Source organism: Sphingomonas ginsenosidivorax, assembly GCF_007995065.1.
GTDB lineage: Bacteria > Pseudomonadota > Alphaproteobacteria > Sphingomonadales > Sphingomonadaceae > Sphingomonas > Sphingomonas ginsenosidivorax.
In genome coordinates this window covers 1,323,335-1,347,674 of the sequence record NZ_VOQR01000001.1, presented here as the reverse complement: position 1 = coordinate 1,347,674, position 24,340 = coordinate 1,323,335, and the positions used below count along the sequence as shown (strand labels likewise).

Annotated in this window: 24 protein-coding genes; 12 read left to right on the top strand and 12 right to left on the bottom strand. The window is 67.7% G+C overall.

Annotation, left to right across the window (positions count from 1 at the left end):
• Positions 1–128: 128 nt before the first annotated feature.
• From FSB78_RS06005 to mazG, 9 genes are all read left to right on the top strand, one after another.
• On the top strand, positions 129–1,115 hold the full coding sequence (locus FSB78_RS06005) for a lytic murein transglycosylase (protein WP_158637972.1): 987 nt from the start codon (positions 129–131) through the stop codon (positions 1,113–1,115).
• On the top strand, positions 1,099–1,821 hold the full coding sequence (locus FSB78_RS06000) for a septal ring lytic transglycosylase RlpA family protein (protein WP_147080839.1): 723 nt from the start codon (positions 1,099–1,101) through the stop codon (positions 1,819–1,821). The genes FSB78_RS06005 and FSB78_RS06000 overlap by 17 nt, the downstream gene beginning before the upstream one ends.
• Positions 1,822–1,851: 30 nt before the next feature.
• Positions 1,852–3,015 (top strand): D-alanyl-D-alanine carboxypeptidase family protein, encoded by a 1,164-nt coding sequence (locus FSB78_RS05995; protein WP_147080837.1) that lies wholly within the window; start codon positions 1,852–1,854, stop codon positions 3,013–3,015.
• 4 nt (positions 3,016–3,019) lie between these two features.
• Entirely contained in the window at positions 3,020–3,997 is a 978-nt protein-coding gene (locus FSB78_RS05990) for an AAA family ATPase (RefSeq protein WP_147080835.1), read from the top strand.
• 40 nt (positions 3,998–4,037) lie between these two features.
• Entirely contained in the window at positions 4,038–5,582 is a 1,545-nt protein-coding gene (metG, locus tag FSB78_RS05985; RefSeq protein ID WP_147080833.1) for a methionine--tRNA ligase, read from the top strand.
• Positions 5,582–6,358 carry a TatD family hydrolase gene (locus FSB78_RS05980; protein ID WP_147080831.1) on the top strand — a complete coding sequence of 259 codons (777 nt, stop codon included), beginning with the start codon at positions 5,582–5,584 and terminating at the stop codon, positions 6,356–6,358. Before metG ends, FSB78_RS05980 begins: the two co-directional genes overlap by 1 nt.
• Positions 6,355–7,119, top strand: coding sequence for an MBL fold metallo-hydrolase (locus FSB78_RS05975; RefSeq protein WP_147080829.1), 765 nt, complete (start codon positions 6,355–6,357; stop codon positions 7,117–7,119). The genes FSB78_RS05980 and FSB78_RS05975 overlap by 4 nt, the downstream gene beginning before the upstream one ends.
• Positions 7,116–7,700, top strand: coding sequence for a retropepsin-like aspartic protease family protein (locus tag FSB78_RS05970; protein WP_147080827.1), 585 nt, complete (start codon positions 7,116–7,118; stop codon positions 7,698–7,700). The genes FSB78_RS05975 and FSB78_RS05970 overlap by 4 nt, the downstream gene beginning before the upstream one ends.
• 63 nt (positions 7,701–7,763) lie before the next feature.
• Positions 7,764–8,474 (top strand): nucleoside triphosphate pyrophosphohydrolase, encoded by a 711-nt coding sequence (gene mazG, locus FSB78_RS05965; RefSeq protein ID WP_147084046.1) that lies wholly within the window; start codon positions 7,764–7,766, stop codon positions 8,472–8,474.
• Here the strand turns inward: mazG and hflX are convergent.
• Genes hflX through dusB form a run of 7 tightly spaced genes read right to left on the bottom strand, consistent with a single transcriptional unit; the run spans position 8,455 to position 17,584 of the window.
• Positions 8,455–9,747: a GTPase HflX gene (hflX, locus tag FSB78_RS05960; RefSeq protein ID WP_147080825.1), complete on the bottom strand. Its 1,293-nt coding sequence runs from the start codon at positions 9,745–9,747 to the stop codon at positions 8,455–8,457. The two genes, mazG and hflX, sit on opposite strands and share 20 nt — an antisense overlap.
• Positions 9,744–10,319, bottom strand: coding sequence for an RNA chaperone Hfq (hfq, locus tag FSB78_RS05955; protein WP_277872700.1), 576 nt, complete (start codon positions 10,317–10,319; stop codon positions 9,744–9,746). The genes hflX and hfq overlap by 4 nt, the downstream gene beginning before the upstream one ends.
• 59 nt (positions 10,320–10,378) lie before the next feature.
• Positions 10,379–11,755 (bottom strand): nitrogen assimilation response regulator NtrX, encoded by a 1,377-nt coding sequence (gene ntrX, locus FSB78_RS05950; RefSeq protein WP_147080823.1) that lies wholly within the window; start codon positions 11,753–11,755, stop codon positions 10,379–10,381.
• A 5-nt stretch (positions 11,756–11,760) separates the two neighbouring features.
• The gene (locus FSB78_RS05945) at positions 11,761–14,043 is read right to left on the bottom strand and encodes a sensor histidine kinase (RefSeq protein ID WP_147080821.1); all 2,283 of its coding nucleotides are present in this window, start codon (positions 14,041–14,043) and stop codon (positions 11,761–11,763) included.
• Between the two features lie 52 nt (positions 14,044–14,095).
• Positions 14,096–15,538, bottom strand: coding sequence for a nitrogen regulation protein NR(I) (gene ntrC / locus FSB78_RS05940; protein WP_147080819.1), 1,443 nt, complete (start codon positions 15,536–15,538; stop codon positions 14,096–14,098).
• A complete protein-coding gene (locus tag FSB78_RS05935) occupies positions 15,535–16,617 on the bottom strand; it encodes a two-component system sensor histidine kinase NtrB (protein WP_147080817.1) in 1,083 nt (360 codons plus the stop codon). The genes ntrC and FSB78_RS05935 overlap by 4 nt, the downstream gene beginning before the upstream one ends.
• Entirely contained in the window at positions 16,586–17,584 is a 999-nt protein-coding gene (gene dusB, locus FSB78_RS05930; protein WP_147080815.1) for a tRNA dihydrouridine synthase DusB, read from the bottom strand. The genes FSB78_RS05935 and dusB overlap by 32 nt, the downstream gene beginning before the upstream one ends.
• A gap of 79 nt (positions 17,585–17,663) precedes the next feature.
• On the opposite strand from dusB, the gene FSB78_RS05925 reads away from it, so the two are divergent.
• From FSB78_RS05925 to FSB78_RS05915, 3 genes are read left to right on the top strand one after another with little or no spacing between them, the layout of a single operon-like run.
• Entirely contained in the window at positions 17,664–18,812 is a 1,149-nt protein-coding gene (locus tag FSB78_RS05925; RefSeq protein WP_147080813.1) for a bifunctional 2-C-methyl-D-erythritol 4-phosphate cytidylyltransferase/2-C-methyl-D-erythritol 2,4-cyclodiphosphate synthase, read from the top strand.
• A complete protein-coding gene (locus FSB78_RS05920; protein WP_147080811.1) occupies positions 18,809–19,333 on the top strand; it encodes a hypothetical protein in 525 nt (174 codons plus the stop codon). The genes FSB78_RS05925 and FSB78_RS05920 overlap by 4 nt, the downstream gene beginning before the upstream one ends.
• A 2-nt stretch (positions 19,334–19,335) precedes the next feature.
• On the top strand, positions 19,336–19,851 hold the full coding sequence (locus FSB78_RS05915; protein WP_147080809.1) for a CinA family protein: 516 nt from the start codon (positions 19,336–19,338) through the stop codon (positions 19,849–19,851).
• Here FSB78_RS05915 and FSB78_RS05910 read toward each other — a convergent pair.
• The 5 genes from FSB78_RS05910 to FSB78_RS05890 all read right to left on the bottom strand — a co-directional run bounded on the left by FSB78_RS05910 (position 19,797) and on the right by FSB78_RS05890 (position 24,323).
• Positions 19,797–20,270, bottom strand: a complete 474-nt coding sequence (locus FSB78_RS05910) for a type II toxin-antitoxin system RatA family toxin (protein WP_147080807.1) — start codon at positions 20,268–20,270, stop codon at positions 19,797–19,799. The two genes, FSB78_RS05915 and FSB78_RS05910, sit on opposite strands and share 55 nt — an antisense overlap.
• A complete protein-coding gene (gene lipA / locus FSB78_RS05905) occupies positions 20,270–21,205 on the bottom strand; it encodes a lipoyl synthase (protein WP_147080805.1) in 936 nt (311 codons plus the stop codon). The genes FSB78_RS05910 and lipA overlap by 1 nt, the downstream gene beginning before the upstream one ends.
• Before the next feature lie 41 nt (positions 21,206–21,246).
• A complete protein-coding gene (locus FSB78_RS05900) occupies positions 21,247–21,933 on the bottom strand; it encodes a hypothetical protein (protein WP_147080803.1) in 687 nt (228 codons plus the stop codon).
• Positions 21,934–22,150: 217 nt separating this feature from the next.
• Positions 22,151–22,924: a polyphosphate kinase 2 family protein gene (locus tag FSB78_RS05895; protein ID WP_147080801.1), complete on the bottom strand. Its 774-nt coding sequence runs from the start codon at positions 22,922–22,924 to the stop codon at positions 22,151–22,153.
• A complete protein-coding gene (locus FSB78_RS05890) occupies positions 22,899–24,323 on the bottom strand; it encodes an APC family permease (RefSeq protein ID WP_147080799.1) in 1,425 nt (474 codons plus the stop codon). The genes FSB78_RS05895 and FSB78_RS05890 overlap by 26 nt, the downstream gene beginning before the upstream one ends.
• Between the last annotated feature and the right edge of the window lie 17 nt (positions 24,324–24,340).

The following is a 24,340-nucleotide window of genomic DNA, read 5'->3' as shown; positions in this document are numbered from 1 at the left end:
TGCGTCGGCGCGTGGCGGGCGTGCGACGACAGGAGGTTCCGGATCGGGGGAGGGTGTGGCACATCATTCTCATGTGGGGGACAACCAAAGCGGCCGTCTGGCTGCGCCGTAGCGCCATCGTGCTGGCCGTGACGTTTGCGAGCGGCGGTCCGGCGATCGCGCAGGACGAGACGGGCTTTCAGGCCTATCTGGCGACGTTGCGCAGCCAAGCGCTCGCGCAGGGCGTGACGCAGCGTACCGCCGATTCCGTGTTTCCGACGCTGACGCTGAACGAGCGCGTGATCGCGCTCGACCGGGCGCAGCCGGGGGCTACCAACAATAGCGTGCCGGCGTTTGCGCCGTACAAGGCGCAGCATGTCGATGCGGCGCGGATCTCGCGCGGGCGGAGCGCCTATCAGGCGCAACGCTTCCGCCTCGAGCGGATCGAACGCGAGACCGGCGTTCCCGAATCGGTGATGGTCGCGATCTGGGGCCACGAGACCAATTACGGCAGCTATACGGGCAATTTCGACCTGCTCCGCTCGTTGGCGACGCTGGCCTATGAAGGCCGGCGTCGCAGCCTGTTCGCGGGTGAGTTCATCGCGGGGCTGAAAATCATCGACCGCGGCATCGCGCGTGAGCAGTTGAAGGGCAGCTGGGCGGGGGCGATGGGCAACCCGCAATTCCTGCCGTCGATCTATCTGCGGCTCGCGCGCGATGGCGATGGCGACGGCCGCGCCGACATCTGGAACAGCCCGGCGGACACGCTGGCGTCGATCGGCAATTACTTCGTCGATGCCGGATGGCGGGCCGGGCAGCCCTGGGGGCTCGCGGTCAGCGTGCCGCCGCAGTTCGACCGCTCGCAGGTGCACAACCGGCTGGTGTCGCCACGCTGTCCGCGCGTGTTCGAACGGCATAGCGGATGGCGCACGATCGCCGAGTGGCGCGCGCTGGGCGTCGTGTCGCAGGGGCGGAGCTGGCCGGGCGATTCGGTGATGGCGACGCTGCTCGAGCCCGACGGTCCGGGCGCGACGGCGTATCTGCTGACCAGCAACTACCGCGTCATCCTCGATTACAACTGCTCGAACTTCTATGCGCTTTCGGTAGGCCTGCTGGCCGATGCGGTCGAACGCTAGCGTCCTGATCCTCGCGATTGCGCTGGCCGCGTGTGGCGGTACGCGCGAAAGCCTGGGGGCGACGCTGCCCTACGGTGCTTATGGCCGATACCAGGATACCGGACTAGCCAGCTGGTATGGCGAGGAACTATCCGGCAACCGTACCGCGTCGGGCGAGGTGTTTGACGCGAGCGCGATCACGGCTGCACATCGTACGCTGCCGCTGGGGTCGTTCGCCGAAGTGACATCGCTCGACACCGGGCGGTCGATCCTGGTGCGGATTACCGATCGCGGACCGGGGCGACGCGACCGGATCATCGACCTGTCGCGCGGCGCGGCGCGGCTGCTCGGCACCGACCGACGGCCTGTGGCGAATGTCCGCGTGCGCGCGGTGGTGCCGTCCTCGCAGGACGCGGCGACGCTGCGCGCCGGACGTTCGGTTGCGGCGCGCGATCCGGGTTTCGTGCGTGCCAGCGCCGTGTCGCTGCCCGAGCGGCGGCCGGTCGTGCTGGTTCCCGGGCACACCTATGTCCTGCAGATCGCGACCTTCTCCAACGAGGCGCGCGCGCGGGCGCTGGCCGACCGACTCGATGCGCGCGTGGTCGGCGGCGGGGGGCTGTGGCGCGTGCGGCTCGGGCCGTTCGACGATGCTGGCCGGCTGCAACGCGCGCGTGACGCGGTCGCGGAGCGCGGCTATGGCGATGCACAGGTCCTGCCCGGGGACTGACCAACCGATACCCCAAACTACGGAATTGCCATGAAGACGCTGATCGTCGCTCCGCTCGTCGCCCTGATGCTCGCGAACCCGTCGGTCGCGGCCGCGCCGCAGTTCCAGACCGCCGCGCCGATCGCCTATATGGAGGACTTGTCCTCGGGCGCGGTGCTGTATGCGCGCGATGCCGAGCGCCGGATGCCGCCGGCGTCGCTCGCCAAGATGATGACGGTCTATGTCGCGTTCGACATGGTCCGCAAGGGAGAGCTCAAGCTCGACCAGATGATGACCGTCCGCCCCGAGACCTGGGCAAAATGGCATGGTCCGGCCGCGGGTTCGACGATGTTCCTGTCATCGGGTGAGAGCGTCAGCGTCGCCAATCTGCTGTACGGTATCGTCACGCTGTCGGGGAACGACGCGTGCGTGGTGCTCGCGGAGGGGATTTCGGGATCCGAGCAGGCGTTCACCGAGCGGATGAACCGCACCGCCGCCGAGATCGGCCTGAAGAACAGCCACTTCGGCACCGCGAACGGCTGGCCCGACAATGGCGTCACCTATGTGACCGCGCACGACCTGGCCGATCTCGCCGCGGCGACGATCACCAACCACCCCGCGCTCTACAAGCAATTCTATTCGAAGCGTGATTTCACCTGGGGCAAGACGATGGGCGGCAACGCCATCACCCAGGCCAACCGCGACCCGATCCTGGGCCGCGTCGCGGGCGCCGACGGGCTGAAGACCGGGCACACCGAGGAAGCGGGCTATGGCTTCACCGGCTCGGCCGAGCAGGGCGGGCGTCGCCTGGTCATGGTCGTCGCCGGGTTGACGAGCTCGGCGCAGCGCAGCGAGGAGTCGGTGCGCTTCATGGAATGGGGCTTCCGCGCCTGGTCGTCCAAGCCGATCGTCGCGAAGGGGCGGAAGGTCGAGACTGCCGAGGTCCAGATGGGCGATTCGTCGACCGTCGGACTCGTCGCGCCCAAGGCGCTGACCGCGACGTTGCCCGCCGGCACCTCGCCCAACCTGACGGCAAAGGTCGTCTATAACGGCCCGATCAAGGCACCGATCAAGGCCGGACAGCACATCGCCGACCTGGTCGTCAGCACGCCCGACGGCGTCACGCAGACGATGCCGCTGGTCGCGGACAAGGACGTCGGCACGGCCGGCTTCTTCGGCCGCGCCTGGGCGGGGCTAACCGGGTTCTTCGGCTGATCCGATGACGTCGGTCGTCGGCAACGCGGCGGCGCAGGCCGCGTTCGTCTCGGCGATGGCAAGCGGGTCGCTGCACCACGCCTGGCTGCTCACCGGCCCGCAAGGCGTCGGCAAGGCCAGCTTCGCGCGGATGGCGGCGATCCGCATGCTGGCCGAAGGGGCGGGGGCGACCGGACTGCCCCCGGGCCTCGACGTGCCGGAAGGCAATGCGACGCGCGCGCTGGTCGAGGCCGGGTCGCACCCCGATTACCGGGTGCTGGCGCGGTTGCCCAAGGATCCGGAGAAGCCCGACCAGGATATCGCGCGCAGCATCACGATCGCGCAGGTCCGCACGCTGCAGCCGCTGTTCGCGACAACGCCGTCGATGAGCAGCCGGCGGGTGGTGGTGATCGATGCGATCGACGATCTCGAACGCGGCGGCGCGAATGCGCTGCTGAAGAATCTGGAGGAACCGCCGCAGGGGACCATCTTCCTGCTGGTCAGCCATGCGCCGGGGCGGTTGTTGCCGACGATCCGGTCGCGCTGCCGGCTGTTGCGGTTCGAGGCGCTGGGCGACGGCGAGGTCGCGACTGCGATCCGGGCGGTACAACCCGAGGCGGACGAGGCCGAAATCGCGGCACTGGTCCGCGCCAGCGACGGTGCGCCGGGGCGTGCACTGCGCTATGCCGGCCTCGACGTCGCCGGGATCGACGAGGCGATCGCGCGGATCGCAGGGGAGGGCGACCGCGACAACAGCCAGCGGCTGCGGCTGGCCAAGTCGCTCGGCGGCAAGGCGGCGCAGGCGCGGTACGAGGCATTCCTCGACCGCGCGCCCGCCTATGTCGCGCAGGCGGCCCGATCGCGGTCGGGGCCGGCTCTGCGGTCCGCACTCGATGCGCATGCCGCGGCGCGCGAGCTGGCGGGTGCCGCGATCGGGCTGTCGCTCGATGCGCAGGCGACGGTGTTCGAGATGGGCGGAATCCTCGCGTCGCTGAAAGCGTGACGGGCTTCACCTGATCCGGGCGATGCTCTAGGAGCCGGGCATGGCCGAACCCTATTATATCACCACCGCGATCAGCTACCCCAATGGTCGCCCGCATATCGGGCACGCGTACGAAGCGATCGCCGCCGACGCGATCGCGCGCTTCCAGCGCCAGGCTGGGCGCGACGTGCGGTTCCAGACCGGCACTGACGAGCATGGCCTCAAGATGGTCCAGACCGCGCGCGACCTCGGCAAGGGCGTGCGCGAACTCGCAGACGAAATGTCCGGCATGTTCAAGGCGATGTGCGATCGCCTTGAGATTTCGTACGACCGCTTCATCCGCACCACCGAGCTCGAGCATCACCGTGCGAGCCAGTCGCTCTGGCAGGCGATGGCGGACAATGGCGACCTGTATCTCAGCCGCTATGAAGGCTGGTATTCGGTGCGCGACGAGGCGTTCTACGACGAGAAGGAACTGACGGGGGAGGGCGATGACCGCCGATCGCCGCAGGGGACGCCGGTCGAATGGACCGCGGAGGAGAGCTGGTTCTTCCGCCTGTCGGCCTATCAGCAGCCTCTGCTCGATCACATTGCCGCGAACCCGGACTTCATCCGGCCCGAGGGGCGTCGTAACGAGGTGGTCAAGTTCGTCGAGGGCGGGCTGTCGGACCTGTCGGTCTCGCGCACCAGTTTCGACTGGGGCGTGCCAGTGCCGGGCAGCCCGGGGCATGTCATGTATGTCTGGGTCGACGCGCTGACCAACTATCTGTCGGGGATCGGCTATCCCGATGACGGTCCCAACCGCGGGTTCTGGCCCGCCGACCTGCATCTGATCGGCAAGGATATCGTCCGGTTCCACGCGGTCTACTGGCCGGCGTTCCTGATGTCGGCGAAGCTCGCGTTGCCCAGGCAGGTGTTCGGGCACGGCTTCCTGCTGCATCGCGGCGAGAAGATGTCGAAGTCGATCGGCAACGTCGTCGACCCGGGCGAACTGGCCGATGCCTTCGGGGTCGATGCGCTGCGCTATTTCCTGCTGCGCGATGTCAGCTTCGGACAGGATGGCAGCTATTCGGCCGAGGCGATCGTCACGCGGGTGAATGCCGAGCTGGCCAACAGCTTCGGCAACCTGGCGCAGCGGACCTTGTCGTTCATTGCCAAGAATTTGGAGGGTGTTCTTCCGACGACGGGCACGGTCGACGAGGCGGACGGCATGCTCATCGAGGAGGTCGTCGTCGCCTGCGCCGCGTTGAAAGCCGGGTTCAATGACCTCGCGCTGTCGCAGGCGATCGAGGCGTGGATGCGCGGCGTGTTCGCGTGCAACCAGTATATCGACGCACAGGCGCCCTGGGCGCTGCGGAAGACCGACCCCGAGCGGATGCACGCGGTGCTCAGGACTCTGGTACGGGCGATCAGGATGTTGGCTATCGCGATCCTGCCGGTGGTGCCTGGGGCGGCTGGAAAGGTGCTCGATCAGGTCGGCGCTGAGGACCGCGATCACGCCGCGATCGACGATGACGGCTGGTACGACCGCGTCGCTGCCGAGGGATTCCGGATCGCGCCGCCGTCGCCGGTGTTCCCGCGGCTCGACATGCCGGAGGTCGCCTGATGCTCGCCGACAGCCATTGCCATCTCAATTACGAGGGGCTGGTCGACGAGCAGGCGGCGGTGCTCGATCGCGCGCGCGCGCGCGGCGTGACCGCTATGCTCAACATCTCGACGCGGGAGCGCGAATGGGACGACGTCGTCGCGACCGCCGAGCGCGAGCCCGACGTCTGGGCGACGATCGGCATCCATCCGAACGAGGCGGACGAGCATCCCGCGATCGATGCCGCCAAGCTGATCGCGCGCGCCGCACATCCGCGCGTCGTCGGGTTGGGCGAGAGCGGGCTCGATTACTACCGCGACACGTCGGACCGCGAGCGGCAACAGGCGAGCTTTCGCGCGCACATCGCCGCGTCGCGTGAGACCGGCCTGCCGATCGTCGTCCATACCCGCGATGCCGAGGACGATACCGCAGCGATCATGGCCGACGAAATGGGGAAGGGGGCCTATACCGGCGTCATCCACTGCTTCACGGCGAGCGGAGCTTTCGCCGACAAGGCGTTGGACATGGGCCTGTATATCTCGATATCGGGGATCGTCACGTTCAAGAACGCGAAGGATCTGCAGGAGACCGCGCGGCGGCTGCCGATCGAGCGGCTGCTGATCGAGACCGATGCGCCGTTCCTGGCGCCGGTGCCCCACCGCGGCAAGCGCGGCGAACCCGCGTTCGTCGCCGACACCGCGAAATTCCTGGCGGACCTGCGCGGCGAGCGCGTCGAGGACCTGTCGCGCCGGACCGCCGAGAATTTTCACACCCTGTTTGCCAAGACCCGCGCGTGAAAATCCGGATCCTCGGGTCTGGGACGTCCTCCGGCGTGCCGCGGATCGGCAACGACTGGGGCGCGTGCGACCCGAGCGAGCCGCGCAACCGCCGGACCCGCGTGTCGGCGATCGTCGAGCACGAGGGCACGCGGATCCTGATCGACACCGGTCCGGACATGCGCGAGCAGCTGCTCGCTGCGGACGTCGACACGCTCGATGCGGTGATCTGGACGCACGACCATGCCGACCACTGCCACGGGATCGACGACCTGCGGCAGGTCTTCCATGCGATGGGCCGGCCGGTGCGTGGCTATGCGCGGCCCGAGACGCTCGCCGCGCTGGATGCGCGGTTCACCTATGCGTTTCACGGGCGGCACGGCTATCCGTCGACGATCGACGCTGCGCCGTTGCCGGACCGCCTGACGATCGGCAGCATCGAGATCAAGACGACCGACCAGCCGCACGGCAATATCAGTGCGACCGGGCTCAGGTTCGAGGCGGGGGGTGTCTCGATCGGCTACGCCACGGATTTCAACATCATGACCGACGACATGATGACGCTGTACGAGGGTCTGGACATCTGGGTGGTCGATGCACTCAGGCGCTGGCCGCACCCGACGCATCCCGAACTGTCGGCCGTGCTCGGCTGGGTCGAGCAGCTGAAACCGGGGCGTACGGCGCTGATCCATATGGACAATACGATGGACTATGCCGCGCTCTGTGCCGAGCTGCCCGACGGTGTCGAACCCGGCTATGACGGGCTCGTGCTCGAGCGATGACCGACCGGGGCGCCGACCTGCTCCTGTACGGCATCATGCTGATCCTGCCGCTGGCGGCGTTGATCGCCCGGCGTCCGCCGCTCGGGCAGACGCTCAAGATGGCGCTGGCCTGGGTCGGGATCTTCGCCGTCGGGCTGCTCGTCGCCAGCCAGTGGCAACGGTTCGGCGGGATCACCGCGATGCTGAACGACCAGCAAATCAGCGGGACCGAGACGCGCATTCGAATGGCCGAGGACGGGCATTTCTGGGCGAATGTCGAGATCGACGAAACGAAACGCCGGATGCTCATCGACAGCGGCGCGACGACCACGGCACTCTCGCCGGAGACCGCGGCGGCGGCCGGGCTGGATCTGGACGAGAGTCCGTTCGCCACGGTGATCGAGACGGCTAACGGCGCCGTGACCGCGCGGACGGCCACGGCACGCCGCGTGACGATCGGCACCGTGACCGCTACCGATCTTGGCGTCGTGTCATCGCCGGCGTTCGGCGATACCAACGTGATCGGGATGAACTTTCTGTCGCGATTGGCATCGTGGCGGGTCGAAGGCGGTACGCTCATCCTCACTCCGAAACCATCGTGAGTTTAACATAATGTATATTATCGAACTAGGATTGTGTCTGTGATCGAGCGGCTGGTAGCGATCATGGCGCGGTTGCGCGATCCCGTTTCGGGCTGCGACTGGGATCGCGTGCAGACCTGGGACACGATCGCGCCGTACACGATTGAGGAAGCCTATGAGGTAGCCGATGCGATCGCGCGCAACGATCCTGCCGATCTGAAAGACGAGCTCGGCGACCTCCTGCTCCAAGTCGTGTTCCACAGCCGCATTGCCGAGGAAGCCGACGCATTCACGCTCGCCGACGTCGTCACCGCGGTCAGCGACAAGATGGAACGACGCCACCCGCATATCTTCGGCGACGCCGATACCTTCCCCGGCTGGGAAGCGATCAAGGCGACCGAGCGTGCGGCGAAACCCGATCCCAGCGCGCTCGCGGGCGTCGCGATCGGCCTGCCCGCATTGCTGCGTGCTGAGAAGCTGCAGAAGCGCGCCGCGCGCGTCGGGTTCGACTGGCCCGATGCGGACGGCTCGCTTGCCAAGGTTCACGAGGAGATCGCCGAGGTCCAGTCCGCGGGACCCGACACGGTCGAGGAAGAGATTGGCGACCTGCTGTTCGCGGTGACCAACTGGGCGCGGCATCTGGGGATCGACCCGGAAGCGGCACTACGCGCGGGTAACGCCAAGTTCGAACGCCGTTTCCGTGCGATGGAGGTCGAGGCCGGCGATGCGTTCGCCGACCTCGATCTCGCAGGCAAGGAAGCCCTATGGCAAACGGTCAAGCATCGCGACGGCTGAAGCGGTCGTAATCCGCTTCGGACAAACGTACTTCATACGTCGTCTCAAGACCGTCGACCTGCGTGTCGATCACCTCGCCATGCGCGTGCAGCCAGGCGGCCCCTGCGCCGTCGGTTGCATCGAGCTTGAGCCAATAGCGGCGATGCGCGCCGGTCAGCTTGCCAGCGACCTGGTCGAGCAGGTTGGGCACCCCTTCCCCGCTCAGCGCCGACACCGCGACCACGTCATCGCGGTGCGCGGCCTCGCCGATGACCTCCTCGCGGTCGGCCTCGTCGAGCAGGTCGAGCTTGTTCCAGACCTCGAACCGCGGCGTCGTCTCGTCGACGCCGATCTCGGCAAGGACGGCCTCGACGTCGGCGCGCTGCGCCTCGGTATCGGGATGCGCGATGTCGCGGACGTGCACGAGCAGGTCGGCCGAGACCACCTCCTCGAGCGTCGCTTTGAACGCGGCGACGAGCTGCGTCGGCAGGTCGGAGACAAAGCCGACGGTGTCCGACAGGATCGCCTTGTCGATCCCGGGCAGCTGGATCTGCCGTAGCGTCGGGTCGAGCGTCGCGAACAACAGATCCTCGGCCATGACGTCAGCGCCGGTCAACCGGTTGAAAAGCGTCGACTTCCCTGCGTTAGTATAGCCCACCAAGGCGATCACCGGCCAGGGCGCCCGCTGGCGCCGCTCGCGGTGCAGGCCGCGGGTGCGGCTGACCTGTTCGAGCTCGCGCTTGAGCTTTGCCATGCGGTCGCGGATCAGGCGGCGATCCGCCTCGATCTGCGTTTCGCCCGGACCGCCGAGGAAGCCGAAGCCGCCGCGCTGGCGTTCGAGATGGGTCCAGCTGCGCACGAGCCGGCCGGCCTGATAGTCGAGATGCGCGAGTTCGACCTGCAGCCGCCCCTCGGCAGTCGCGGCGCGCTCGCCGAATATCTCGAGGATCAACCCGGTACGATCGATGACCTTGGTCTCGAGCGCCTTTTCAAGGTTGCGCTGCTGGATCGGGGTAAGGCTCGCGTCGAACACGACGAGCCCCGCCTCCTCCATCCGCACCTGCGCGGCGAGCATCTCGACCTGGCCGCTGCCGATCAGCGTCGCAGGTTTCGGCGCGCGGACGCGGTAGGCGATGCGCTCGACCACCGAGACGCCGATCGCCGCGGCAAGCCCGGCGGTCTCGGCCAGGCGCGCATCGGCGTCGCGCGTCGCGTCACCCTGATCGGGCAGCACGACGATCGCCTTGGTGCCGCGTGCGAACTCGTCCCGATCGCGGTCGAAGCCGCCGCTCAATCCTCGTCCGACTCGTCGTCGGCCTCGCCTGCCAGGTTCAGCGGTCGCGCCGGCTGGATCGTCGACACGGCGTGCTTGTAGACGAGCTGTGCCATGCCTTCACGCTGGAGCAGCATGCAGAACAGGTCGAAGCCCGCGATCTGGCCCTGCAGCATCACGCCGTTGATCAGGAACATCGTCACGCTGTCTTCGGACTTGCGTACCGCGTTGAGGAAAATCTCTTGCAACAACGGCTGCTTCTTCTGGTTTTCTCCGACCGCGTCGATGAGCGCGGCGATGTCCATCGGACCCGCGGGCATGATCGTCGAGATCGCATGCTTGTAGATGAGCTGGGACTGGCCATCGCGGCGCAGCAGGACGGAAAAATTGTCGAACCAGGTGACGATGCCCTGGAGCTTCACGCCCTTGACGAGGAACATCGTGACGGGCGTCTTGGAACGCCGAAGAGCGTTCAGGAACAGGTCCTGAAGCGAACCCTGCTTGTCGGCCATTGGGATAACCCTTGTTTTTGGCGGGACTTTGCCCGCGAGGCGCCGTTTCCCGGCGTCGGAGATGGACCGGTAGCCGGTCACGACGCTAATCTATAATCGCCGAGCCCCGACGTCCAGAGTAGCCGCGCGAATAGCACGGACTATTCGTCGCGCGTCTCGGTGATGCCGAGCAGCTTCAGTTTCCGGTGCAACGCCGAGCGCTCCATTCCGATGAAGCTGGCGGTGCGCGATATATTGCCCGAGAAGCGCCGGATCTGCACGCGCAGATATTCGCGTTCGAACGTCTCGCGCGCCTCGCGCAGCGGTGAGCCCATGATCGCGGTCGCGCTGCCGCCGCCCATGTCGCCCTGGTCGCCCATCACTTCGGCGGGCAGCAGGTCGAGGTCGATCCGGCCGATCCGGTCGCCCGGCGCCAGGATGATCGTCCGCTCGACGACGTTGCGGAGCTGGCGAACGTTTCCCGGCCAGTCGTAGGATTGCAGCGCAACCATCGCATCGCCCGCGATTTCCGGGGTCGGCACGCGGCGCTCTGCGGCGTAGTGCGCGATGAAATGCTGGACGAGCGCGGGGATGTCCTCGCGTCGGTCGGACAAAGGCGGGATCGTCACGGGGACGACGTTGAGGCGGTAGTAGAGGTCCTCGCGGAACCGTCCCTCGGCGATCTCGAACACCAGGTCGCGCGCGGTCGCCGAGACGACACGGACGTCGACCTTGACCACGCGGGTGCCACCGACGCGGGTGAAGCTCTGGTCGGTGAGCGCGCGCAGGATCCGGGCCTGCGTCGCGATCGGCATGTCGGCGATCTCGTCGAGGAACAAGGTGCCGCCATGCGCCTGTTCGAACAGACCGGGACGGACGAGGTCTCCCCCCTCCTCCACGCCGAACAGTTCCTCGTCAACGCGCTCGGGCGTCATCCGCGCCGCGCTGACGATGATGAAGGGGGCGTCGGTACGCTGGCTCCAGCCGTGGAGCAGCCGCGCCGCAACCTCCTTGCCGACGCCCGCGGAGCCCATGATCAGCACGCGGCTGCCGGTTGCCGCCACGCGCTTCAGGGTCGCACGGACGCCGTTGATCGAGCTCGAACTGCCGGTCAGGTCGGTCTCGCGGCCAACCGTGGCGCGCAGCGTCGCGACCTCGCGGCGCAACCGCTCGGTCTCGGTCGCGCGCGCGACCATCAGGAGGAGGCGCTCGGCCTCGAACGGCTTCTCGATGAAGTCCGACGCGCCGCGACGGATCGCGGCGACCGCCGTGTCGAGATTGCCGTGGCCCGAGATGACCAGCACCGGGATCGACGGGTCGCGCCGCTTGATCTCATCGAGCAGTTCGAGCCCGTCGAGCCGCGAGCCGTGCAGCCACACGTCGAGCAGCACCAGCGACGGCCGGCGGTCCGCGATCGCCTCCAGCGCGGCATCGCTGTCGCCGGCATTGCGCGTCTCATAGCCTTCGTCCTCCAGGACGCCGGCTACCAGTTCGCGGATGTCGCGTTCGTCGTCTACGACGAGAATATCGAGCGCCATTACATTTATGTCCGGTTGCGAGTCATCGTGTCGAGCTGGCTCCCATGAGCCATCTCCGCTGCCAAAGCCCCCCGGCTCCCCTTGCCTGCCTGATTGCCGTCCTGGTCGCCCCCCTGGTCGAGCGCTGCCAGCGCCCGCGTATCGAAGAGCATCGTGACGCGCGTACCGCCACCCGGCCGATCGGCGAACCCGATCGTTCCTGCATGCTCCTCGATGATCTTCTTGACGATGGCAAGGCCGAGACCGGTGCCCCGTGCCCGCGTCGTGACATAGGGTTCGACGATCCGGTCGCGCTCCGCAGGAAGCCCGATGCCGGTATCGGCGACCTCGATGCCGATGCTGCGGCCCGGGTCCTCGGTCAGCGTCATCACCACGGCATGGTCGCCCGGCCCCCGCGCCTCGATCGCCTCGACCGCGTTCTTGACGATGTTGGTCAGCGCCTGCCCGATCTGGCGGCGGTCGCAGACGAGCGTCGGCCCGGGATCGTCGTGGATCAGCTGGAAGCGGATGCCGGGATGCGCGACCTCGTGCAGGAACATTGCCTGGCGCGCGGCATCGACCAGCGATTCCTCCTTGAACACGGGCTTGGGCATCCGCGCGAAGGACGAGAATTCGTCAACCATGCGGCGCAGGTCGGCGACCTGGCGGATGATGGTGTCGGTCAGCCGCGCGAAGGTGCCGTCCTCGGCGTCGATCTTGCTGCCATAGCGGCGTTGCAGGCGCTCGGCGGCGAGCTGGATCGGGGTCAGCGGGTTCTTGATCTCGTGCGCGATACGGCGCGCGACGTCGGACCAGGCCGCGCGGCGCTGGTCGAGCAGTTGCTGCGTGATGTCGTCGAAGGTCAGGATCGGGCCGGTCGCGGGCCGCGCGATGCGGACCGCGAGCGTGCGGACGTCGCCGCCCTGCCCGACCTCGACGATCGCCTCGCGGTCGGTGCCCTCGACCATGTCGTCGAGCTCGGGCGCGACGTCGGCGAGTTTCCGCCCGACCAGCCCGCCCGGACCGGTGCCGAGCAGCGTGCCGGCCGAATCATTGGCGATCGAGATCGTCCGGTCGCGGCCGGTGGCGATGACGCCGGCCGAGACCCCCGCCATCACTGCCTCGATCAACGCGCGGCGGCTGTCGAGCTGGCTGTTCGCGGTGACCAGATCGGTGTTCTGTTCCTGCAGGCGCCCGGTCATCTGATTGAAGGCGCCGGCCAGCGTTCCGACTTCGTCCCGACTCTTCGAATCGGGGACGCGGGCGGTCAGGTCCCCCTCCGCGACGCGCCGCGCCGCGTCGACGAGCTCGCCGACCGGGCGGACCAGGCGATCGGCAACCGTCAGCGCGACCCATACGGCAACGCCGACGATCAACAGCGAGATGAGCAGCAGGGCGGCATTGAACTGGAGCTGCAGCGATCGAGCACGGGTGAGAAGATCCCGGTAGCTGTCCTGGACCGCCACGCCGCGCTGGCGCTGGCGCAATGCGGTCCGCATGTCGACGACGGTCGCCGTATAGAGAAACAGGTTTTCCGCACCGGGCAGTTTCGTGATCGTCTGGATACGGTTCTCGCGGACCGAGACGATGCTCGGACGCCCCGCCCGCAACGCCGCAATATCCTCCGGCGAAACCTCGCGTCCAATCTCGACCAGATCGGGATTGATCGTCGCGACGGTCTGGAACTCGTTCTTGGGTGAGATGGCGAACAATATGCCGTCCGACAGACTGCGGTAATAGACCTGCTGGAAAAAGAATCCGGGGAATTCGGGGCTATCCACCGCGCGGTCGCGCATGAATTTGGCGGTATCGTCCGCCATCGTCACCGCCGCCTGTTCCCAGCGGTTCAACATCTGGTCGTACGAGGTACGGGCAAGCCCCGTCGCGTTCTCGAGTATCCCGCGTGCCTGGTCCGAGTACCAGAATTGCACGCCATATTGGAACAGCAGCGACGCGAAGATCGTCACCAGCAGCATCGGAACGGCGGCGACGACGGAGAACAGCGCGACGAGACGGACGTGCAGGCGTCCCCCACCACCGACCGGCGACCGCGCCGCCCGGCGACGCGCGACCCGCCGTCCCGCCAGCATCATCAGCGCGATGCCCGGGACGAGATTGGCGACCAGCAGCAAGGCCACGAGGGGCGGCGCGATCAGTCTCTGCGGATCGTTGGCGCCGACGATCACGAAATAGCTGCCGACCGCGATCGCAATCGCGATCCCGAGGACGAGCAACTCGATGGCCGGGGTCACCGCGAACCGATGCGCCGGGCCTTCATCGTCTGTCGATTGCGTCGCGGCGGCGATCATCGTTGCTACAATACAACGTCAACCGTTGCTGCGAAACCACATAATGCAAAATTCAGCGTGACGGCGGCTCGACCGGACGACCCGACTCGCTGCCGACTTCGATGCCCAGCGTGTCGAGCCGCTTGCGCAGCGTGTTGCGATTGATCCCCATCGCGCGGGCAGCGCGCAGCTGGTTGTGGCCGTGCCGGGCCAGCATCGCCTCGATCAGCGGCCGCTCGACCTCGCCGATGACGCGGTCGTAGAGCGTGCCGTCGTCGAGCGCGGCGGGATGTTCGCGCGCGATCCGCTCGATCAGCGCATGGACCGCGACCGCGATGTCCGCGTCGCCGGTATCGCCGCTCGGTACCGGCGCGCCGAGAGTCGCGCGGATGGTATCGGCGCCGATCACCTCGTCGCGCGACAGCACCGCGAGCCGGCGCATCAGGTTCTCGAGCTCGCGGACGTTGCCCGGCCAGTCGTGGCTGCCGAGCGCGGCGATCGCATCGCTGGCGAGCTGTCGCCGCGGAAGGCCCTGCGCGGCGGCGTGGTCGAGGAAATGGCGAGCGAGCAGCGCGATGTCCTGGCGCCGTTCGCGCAGAGCGGGCAGCGTGATCGGCACCACGTTGAGGCGGTAGAACAGATCCTCGCGGAACTGCCCGGTGGCGACCTGCGCGGTCAGGTCGCGGTTGGTTGCGGCAAGGATGCGGACATCGACCTGGATTGTGCGCGCGCCGCCGACACTGGTGAACTCGCCGGACTGGAGGACGCGGAGCAACCGGGTTTGCGCCTCCATCGGCATGTCGCCGATCTCGTCAAGGAACAAGGTGCCCCCCGCCGCCTGTTCGAACCGCCCGGCGTTGCGCGTCGCGGCGCCGGTGAACGCGCCACGCTCGTGCCCGAACAGCTCGGCCTCGATCAGCTCGCGCGGGATCGCCGCCATGTTGATCGCGACGAAGGGCGAGGCGCGTCGCGGACCCAGGTCATGGATCGCGCGCGCGACCAACTCCTTGCCGGTACCCGATTCGCCCGAGATCAGCACGGTCAGGTCGTTCGACACGACGCGCGCGATGACGCGGTAGACATCCTGCATCGCCGCGGACCGGCCGATAAGCGGGAGCGCGCTGTCCTCGCCCGGTCCCTGGTCGGAGGCGATGCCCCCTCGGGCGAGCGCGCCCGTCACCGCACGCGTGAGCACGTCGAGGTCGAACGGCTTGGGGAGATATTCGTACGCGCCGACCTCGGCAGCGCGAACCGCCGTCGTCAGCGTGTTCTGCGCCGACAGCACGATGATCGGCAGCGTCGGGAAGCGCATGGCCACGCTGCGGATGTGGTCGATGCCGTCGCCGTCGGGGAGCACGACGTCGGTGATCAGGACGTCGGGGACGGCAGCCGCCAGCGCGCGTTCGAGCGCGGCGAGCGAGTCGGCGGCGACGACCTCGTGCCCGCCGCGCCGCAGCGCCTGTGCGACAACAGTGCGGATCGCGGCATCGTCGTCGACGACCAGGACGGTGCTCACGACGCCGATCTCGGCAGCAGCAGGCGGAGAACGGTCATTTCAGGTGTGCCTTCCCGGGCATATTGGACGATCCCGCCCATGTCGCGCGTCAGCTTGTCGACGAGCGCGAGGCCGAGCCCCTGCCCTTCGCGCCGCCCCGACACGAACGGGTCGAACAGATGTTCGGCGATATCGGGCGGCGCGCCAAGGCCGGTGTCCATGACGCAGATCTCGATCGGCAGCATCTGGCGCGGCTTGCCGGGGGCCGGGCTGACGGTGATGCCGTGGCGATAGGCGGTCGTCAGGACGATCCTGGCGTCGCGGACGTCGCGTACCGCTTCACGCGCGTTCTTAAGCAAGTTGATGACGATCTGCAGCAGCGCGTCGCGGTTGATGTGCGCTGGCGGCAGCGAGGGGTCAAACCGCTCCTCGATCACGATTCCCCGCGCGAACCCGGCGAGCGCGAGGCGCCGGGCATGCGCGAGCAGCGGATAGATATTCTCGCTCGCGAGCGGCAAGGGCCGCGTGTCGCTGAAATCCTGCATCCGGTCGATCAAGGCGGCGATGCGGTCGACTTCGGTGACGATCAGCGTCGTCAGTTCGTCGGGGCCGAGCAATTGCGCCGCGCCGCGGATGCCCGACAGCGGGTTCTTGATCTCGTGCGCGAGCATCGCCGCGGCGCCGACGGCGGCCCGCGCGCCCGCCGCCCGGTCGACCGAATGGCCGAGGCGGCGCGAATTGGACGCCGAATGCAACGTGATCACCCGCCATCCGGGATAGTCCGCGATCGGCGTCTCGGCAAAATCGACGCGGATCTTGCCGCCGTGCGAGGTGGTGATCTCGGTGTCGTAGACGGCGAGCGCCTGCCCGTCCTGCGTCCGGGCATCGGCGAGCGGCGGCAGGATCGCGGCGAGCGGCTGACCGACCATCAGCCGTTCCGACAGGTTCAGCAACTGCTCGGCGAGCGCGTTGGCGTGCGCGATCCGGTTGCCGGCATCGACCACGACGACCGCGACCGGCAAGGCGGCGAACAGCTCCGAGAAGCCGGGCCGACCCCGGCGCCGCGGATCAGGCTGCGGCAAGCTGGCGCCACGGCGCATAGAATTCGGCGAGCATCGCCTTGACCTGGTTGGGGTCGGGGATCTGGTTCACGCGGTTGCGGAACTCGGCCGAGCCGTGCAGCCCGCGGGTGTACCAGCCGATGTGCTTCCGGGCCATGTTGACGCCGGTCTCGATCCCGTAATGTTCGAGCATCGCCTCGTAATGGCCTGCGATTGCGAGATATTGCTCGTCGATCGAGGGATCGTCGACGCGCTGCCCCGTCGCGAACCAGGTCATGACCTGTCCGAGCAGCCAGGGCCGTCCATAGGCGCCGCGGCCGATCATCAGCCCGTCGGCACCCGACTGTTCCATCGCCTGTTCGGCGTCCTCGATCGAGCAGATGTCGCCGTTGACGATCACCGGGACGGTCACCGCCTCCTTGACCTTCCGAACGAAGCCCCAGTCTGCATTGCCCTTGTACATCTGGTTACGGGTGCGGCCGTGGACGGTGATCAGCTTGACGCCGAGATCCTCGGCGATGCGCGACAGTTCGGGCGCGTTGAGGCTGTCATGGTCCCAGCCCATCCGCATCTTCAGCGTGACGGGGACGTCAACCGCCTTGACCGTCGCCTCGATGATCGCGGTGGCGAGCTTCACGTCGCGCATCAGCGCCGAGCCCGCGTCGCCGTTGACGATCTTGCGGACCGGGCAGCCCATGTTGATGTCGACGATCGCAGCGCCGCGATCCTGGCTGAGCTTGGCCGCCTCGCCCATCTCGTACGGCGTGCAGCCGACCAGCTGCATCGAGACGGGCTCCTCCAGCCGGTCCCAAGCCGATTTCTGCAGCGACTGGCGCGTTTCGCGGATCGCGGCCTGGCTCGCGACCATCTCGGTCACGTTGAGGCCGGAGCCATAGCGCCGTACCAGCGTGCGGAACGGCATGTCGGTGACGCCCGTCATCGGCGCGAGCACGACGGGGCTTTCGATCCGGACGGGGCCGATCTGGATGGGGGACAAGGGTTTCATGGATGTGCCTGAAAAACGGGCACCAAGTAGCGGATGCGCGCTCTGGTGGCAAGGCGGGCGAGACGCTAACCAGACTGCCATGACCGAAGTCCAGCGCACCGTCGCCCTGATCGTCGCCGCCGGTATCGGCGCGCGTGCGGGCGGATCCGTTCCGAAGCAGTTCGCGCGCGTCGCGGGCAAGCCGATGATCGCGCATTCCTACCGGGCGCTTGCCGCGCATCCGGGGATCGATGCGGTCGTCGTCGTTGCGGGGGTCGGGCAGCAGCAGATGGTGCGCGACGCGATCGGCGACGTCACCGTCGTCGCGGGCGGTGCGACCCGGCGCGAGTCGGTGGCACTGGGGCTGGCGGCGATCAGTAATGCGACGCGCGTGCTGGTCCATGACGCCGCCCGCCCCTTCCTGCCGGCGCGAGTCATCGATGCGGTGCTGGCCGCGCTCGATACGCAGGACGGTGCGATTCCCGTTCTGCCGGTCGCGGACACGTTGGCGCGGGGTGACGGACTGCTCGGCGACACCGTGACGCGCGACGGGCTGTACCGCGTCCAGACTCCGCAGGGGTTCCGCATGGCCGCCCTGCTGGCGGCGCACGCGGCCTGGGACGCGTCCGAGGATGCGACGGACGATGCGCAGATGGTGCGACGGCTTGGCGGCGGCGTCGCGTTGGTGCAGGGCGATCCGATGCTCGAAAAAGTGACTCACCCCGAGGATTTCGCCGCGGCCGACGCCCGCGCCGCTCTTGAAACGCGCACTGCGCTCGGCTTCGACGTGCACCGGCTGGAGGTCGGCGAGGAGCTCTGGCTCGGCGGGATATTGATCCCGCACGACAAGGGACTGTCGGGACACAGCGACGCCGATGTCGCGCTTCATGCGCTGACCGACGCGCTGCTCGGCACGATCGCCGCCGGCGATATCGGCACGCATTTCCCGCCGAGCGATCCGCAGTGGAAGGGCGCCGACTCCGCGCAGTTCCTGCAGCACGCCGCCAATCTGATCGCCGACAAGGGCGGCCTGATCGATTTCGTCGACCTGACGATCATGTGCGAGGCGCCCAAAATCGGGCCGCACCGCGCCGCGATGGTCGCGCGGATCGCTGACCTGCTCGCACTGACGCCCGACCGGGTGAGCGTGAAGGCCACGACGACCGAGCGGCTGGGCTTTACCGGACGCGGCGAGGGTATCGCCGCGCAGGCGGTCGCGACCGTCCGCGTCCCGGGGACGCCGCGATGAAGATCGTCGCCGCCCTCGCCGCCATCGCACTGCTGGCGAGCCCCGCGGTCGCGCAGCCGCGTTGCATCACCGGACCCGAAGCGGAGGCTCTGACGCTGGTTGCGATGCCCGACATCATCCGTGAGACCGGGTCGGTCTGTGCCGCGCAATTGCCCGCGACCAGCCTGGTCCGGCGCACGTCGAGCCCCCTGCTCTCGCGGTACCAGGTCGAGGCGGAACGCGCCTGGCCCGCGGCGCGCGCGGCGATCGTCAAGCTGAGCGATCCCGCGGTCGACGCGCTGCTCGATTCGGAGTTCGCGCGACCGTTGTTGACGTCGTTGCTGGTCCCACAGCTCGTCGGGCGGATCGCGGTGCGCGATTGCGGGACGATCGACCGGCTCGTTGCACTGCTCGAGCCGCTGCCCGCGAAGAACACCGCGGGCATCGTCGTCGAGACGCTGCGTTACCTGAAGGCGGACCGGGCACGGCGCGGTGCCGCCATGGATCCGGATCTGCCGCTGTGCACCGCAAGGAGCCGCTGACCATGGACACCGTTCTTCCGCAGGCGCTGGTCGATGCCGCCCGCCGCGTGATCGAGGAAAACCGCGCGATCGGCCGGCGCGTCGCGGTCGCCGAGAGCTGCACCGGCGGGCTGGTCGCGGCTGCGCTGACCGAGATCCCGGGGTCGTCGGACGTGTTCGAGGTCGGGTTCGTGACCTATTCGAATGATGCCAAGCTCGGCCTGCTCAAAATCAGCAACGACCTGCTCGAAACCTTCGGCGCGGTGTCGATCGCGGTCGCCTGGGCGATGGCGACGTCGGCGCTGCAGCAGTCGGGCGCCGACGTCGCGGTGGCGATCACCGGGATCGCCGGCCCCGGTGGCGGCTCGGCGAAGAAACCGGTCGGCACGGTCGTGTTCGGCCGCGCGGAAAAGGGCGGCGATCCGGCCGACGTCCATGCCGACCGCAAGGATTTCGGCGACCTGGGCCGCGGGGGCATCCGCCTTCAGGCGGCGCTGTGGGCGCTCGAGCTGCTGCTGCCGGTACCGCCGGCGGCGTAGAGCTGCGCGGCGCGCGTCTCGAACGCGCCGATCATCTTGCGCAGCGCGACGCCGAACACCTGGCCGGCGATCATCTCGAACATCCGGTTCTTGAATGCGAAGTCGACGGTGAAGTCGACCGCGCAGCCGCCCGGCTCGGGCCGGAACCGCCATTCGTTGCGCAGGAATTTCAGCGGACCCTCGACATAATCGACGGTGATCGCGTCGGGCCGGGTCTTCTCGACGCGCGAGGTGAAGGTCTCGCGCAGACCCTTGAACCCGACGATCATGTCCGCGAGCGTCTCGGTCTCGCTATTGGACCGCACGCGCATCGCGCTGACCCAAGGCAGGAACTCCGGGTAGCGCGCCACGTCGGCGACCATGTCGAACATCTGTTCGGGGGTGTACGGCAGATGCCGCGTTTCCGCATGCTTGGGCATCAGATGCTGACGAACCCTGCTCCCAGCTTCGACACGCGATTGGCGCGCAGCCGTTCGAAATCGTCACCGGCATGATAGCTCGACCGCGTCAGCGGCGACGAGGCGACCAGCAGGAAGCCCTTCGCGCGCGCGATCGAGGCATAGGCGTCGAACGCCTTGGGGGTCACGAACTCGGCGACCTTGGCGTGGCGCGGGGTCGGCTGAAGATACTGGCCCATCGTCAGGAAATCGATGTCGGCGCAGCGCATGTCGTCCATCACCTGATGGATTTCGAGGCGCTCCTCGCCGAGGCCGAGCATCACGCCCGACTTGGTGAAGATCGACGGATCGTGCTTCTTGACGCTCTCGAGCAGCCGCAGCGACGCATAGTAGCGCGCACCGGGGCGGATCGTCGGGTAAAGCCGCGGCACCGTCTCGAGATTATGGTTGTAGACGTCGGGGCGCGCTTCGACGATCGACTCGATCGCGGCCTGCGCCTTGTTGCGGAAATCGGGGGTCAGGATCTCGATCGTCGTGGTCGGGTTCGACCGGCGAATCGCCTGGATCACCTTCACGAACTGCGACGCACCGCCATCGGGCAGGTCGTCGCGATCGACCGAGGTGATCACGATATGGTTCAGCCCCATCTGCGCGGCGGCGTCCGCGACGTTCTGCGGCTCCATCGCGTCGACCGCACGCGGCATGCCGGTCTTGACGTTGCAGAAGGCGCAGGCGCGCGTGCAGGTGTCGCCGAGGATCATGACGGTCGCATGCTTCTTCGACCAGCATTCGCCGATGTTCGGGCATGCCGCCTCTTCGCACACGGTCGTCAGGCTCTTCGAGCGCATCAATTCGCGCGTCTTGGCGAAGCCGACGCTGGTCGGCGCCTTGACGCGGATCCAGTCCGGCTTGCGAACGCGCGGCTGGACGGGGGCGAGCGGGGTCATCTCGTTCATGAGCGCGAGATAGCGATGCCGGCCCGCCGAGACAACATCGGTCAGCCTTCGGTCGCGAACGCGCGCGTCACCCCGGCCGCGTGCCGGTGACGATCCGACAGGAAGCGTTCGAACTTCTGGTGCGCCTCGCATGACAGGCGGAACGTCGTCGTCGCCTCGACGCCGGTGCCGCGCTCATATTCCACCAGACCCTCAGCGCTCAGCGCACGGATCCACCGCAGCGTGTTGGCGCTGCTCGTTCCCATCACGTCCGTAAGGTCCGCGACGGACAGCGTGCCCCCCTCCGCTTCGCAGACATAGGCAGTAAGCAGGATATCCCAGGCCGGATCGGAAAACAGCGTGATGGGGAAGGCTTCGGCCCGTGCGCGCCGCCCGTCGACCAGCAGCTTGGCGACATAGAGCAGCATCGCGGGGTCGACCCAGTCGCTCGGCGCGGCGGCGCTTTCGACCTCGATCTCGATCCGGACCGCATCATTGTCCGGCACGCCCATCGACAGCCGGTTGGAAATCCATTCGTGCGACCCGTCGTCGCGGATCAGGCGCTTCACGGTCGATACCGGTTGGCCATCCTCCAACAGCTTGGCCAACAGGAAGATGCACCGCTCGCGATCCGCCGGGGCGGTGAAGTCGAGCAGGTTGCGACCGATCAGGCGCGCCGCGTCCATCCGCATCGTCACCGCGAAATCGCGATCGGCCCGAACGATCACCCCCGTTACGTCGATGGCCACTCGTCCCAACTGGGGCATCGTCGTTCACTCACATCACTATACCGACCGACCCCGTCATCGACCCCTTTTCCGGCCCTCTTGCAAGGCCGGAAGAGCACGAACCGGATCTTCCCCGTCCCGTATGTCCGATGCGTACTTGGCTAATCTGGGTTATCAACTCAAATCGTATACCAAATTGGATATTTGGGGCCGGGAAAATACACGTGTTGCCGTAGCGCTACAGTCCGAGCGCAGCCTTTGCGACGGCCGCGACCGCCGGATCGAGCAGCGGCGGGTCCATCGGCACACCCTGTTCCAGCCGATCCGCGATCGCGGTCAGCGCCGCGATCCGTGCCGCCTTCTTGTTGTTGCCGTCGATCGCGAGCCAGGGTGCGGCGGCCGTATCGGTCCGCGCGAACATCTCGTCCATCGCGAGCCGGTAGTCGGCGCGGCGTGCGCGGTTGTGATAGTCGTCGAGACCCGTCTTCCACCGCTTCCACGGATCGTTCAGCCGGGCCTTCAGCCGCTTATCCTGCTCCTTCTGCGTGGTGTGCACGAACAGCTTGATCAGCGTCGTGCCGTTCTCGACCTGGTGCGCTTCGAACGCGTTGATCTCGTCATAGGCGCGGCGCCATTCCTCCTGGGTCGCGAACCCCTCGACCCGCTCGACGAGGACGCGGCCGTACCAGCTGCGGTCGAACACCGCGATGCTGCGCGCGGGCGGCACGCGAGTCTCGAAGCGCCAGAGAAAGTCGTGCGCCTTTTCCTCGGCGGACGGGGCAGCGATCGGATAGACGTCGAAATGTCGCGGATCCCAGGCCGCGGTCATGCGCTGGATGATGCCGCCCTTGCCCGCCGCGTCCCAGCCTTCGAACATGACGATGGCACGCTTGCCATGGACTATATGCGCGACCTGAATGCGCTCCAGCCGTGCCTCCAGCTTCGCTAGCGCGCGCTTGTAGTGGCCGTCATATTTCTTGCCGTCTTCAAAGTCGGACAGGTCGATCGTCATGCTGCTGCTCCGTTGCCGTCGGGACATGAACGTCCCAGGGGCCGCGACGACGCAGGACGAGGTGATAATAGGCGATCGACAGCGCGATCTGTGCCGCGGTCATGATGAGGCCCGGCCGCCCCTCCTCGAGGTCCAGCCAGCTCGTCCAGGTGACATAGCCCAGGGCAACCAGCGTCAGCACGGGTGCGACCGGGTAGAGCGGCATGCGGTAGCGTGCATGATCGGTCCGGCCGGTGCGACGCCCGACGATCGCCGCGAGCGCGATCCCCGCATAGATCGCGACAAGCCCGGTGCCGCTGAGCACGACGAGCAGTTCGAGCCGCACGAAACAGCACGCCATCCCGATCCCGCCGCAGATCAGCGTCGCGATCCAGGGCGACCCGAGGCGGGGATGGACCTGCGCCATCCAGCGGTCGACCGGCCGCCCCCAGCTGCCGTCGCGCGCGGTGCCGTAGAAGAAACGCGAACAGGCAAGGATGCACGCGATGATCGCATTGACGATCGCGACGACCACGCCGATCGACATCCAGGTCGACAGCCCCGTGCCGCCGCGGTCGACGGCAAGGTCCATGAACGGGCTGCGCGCAGCGAGGAAGCCGGGCAGATCGGCTGCGCCCATCAGCCCGGCAACGAGCGGAAGCCCCTCGAACAGCAGAGTAAGCACGAGCGCGGCCAGGATCGTCCGGGCGATCAGGCGCTCGGGCTCGTGCATCTCCTCGCCGAAATACACCGCGGCACCGTAGCCGTTGAGCGCGAAGATGGCGATCGAGGTGGCGAGGCCGATCGCGGAGAGCGAGGCCGGGACCAGCGCCCCGGCCTCCGGCATGACCGGGTCGAGGAGCATGGCAGCGAGCGGCCGCATCGTCTCGGTAAGGCCGAGCCAGACGATGACGACGATCGCGAGCAGTTCGACGAGCAGGAAGAGCCCCGTCACCCAGGCGTTGATGCGGATCTGCAGCACCGCCACCAGCGTCGACGCGGCGATGATCGCGAGCGCGACGGGGATCGCGGGAAGCCCCGGGACCAAAGTCTCCAGCACGTCGGCGATGCCGAGCCCGAGGATCGGCGGAAACAGCAGGTTGTTGAACACGTTGACGCCGAGCATCGCGAAGCCCGACATCGGCCCCAGCGTCCGCGCGACCATGACATATTCGCCGCCTGCGACCGGATAGGCGGACGACAGCTCGGCATAGATGAACGCGGTGGCGACACAAACCAGCCCGGCGAGGACCATCGCCCAGATCGCACCGGTGCCTGCCACCTGCAGCATCGTGGGAATGATCACGAACACCGACGAAGCGGGCGTCGCGACCGACAGGGTCAGCAGCAGCACGCCGACGACGCCGAGGCTGCGGACGAGTTTGGGCGCCGCCGCCGGTGTCAGCTGATCGTCGAGCATGCAGTCCCCTTACCCCG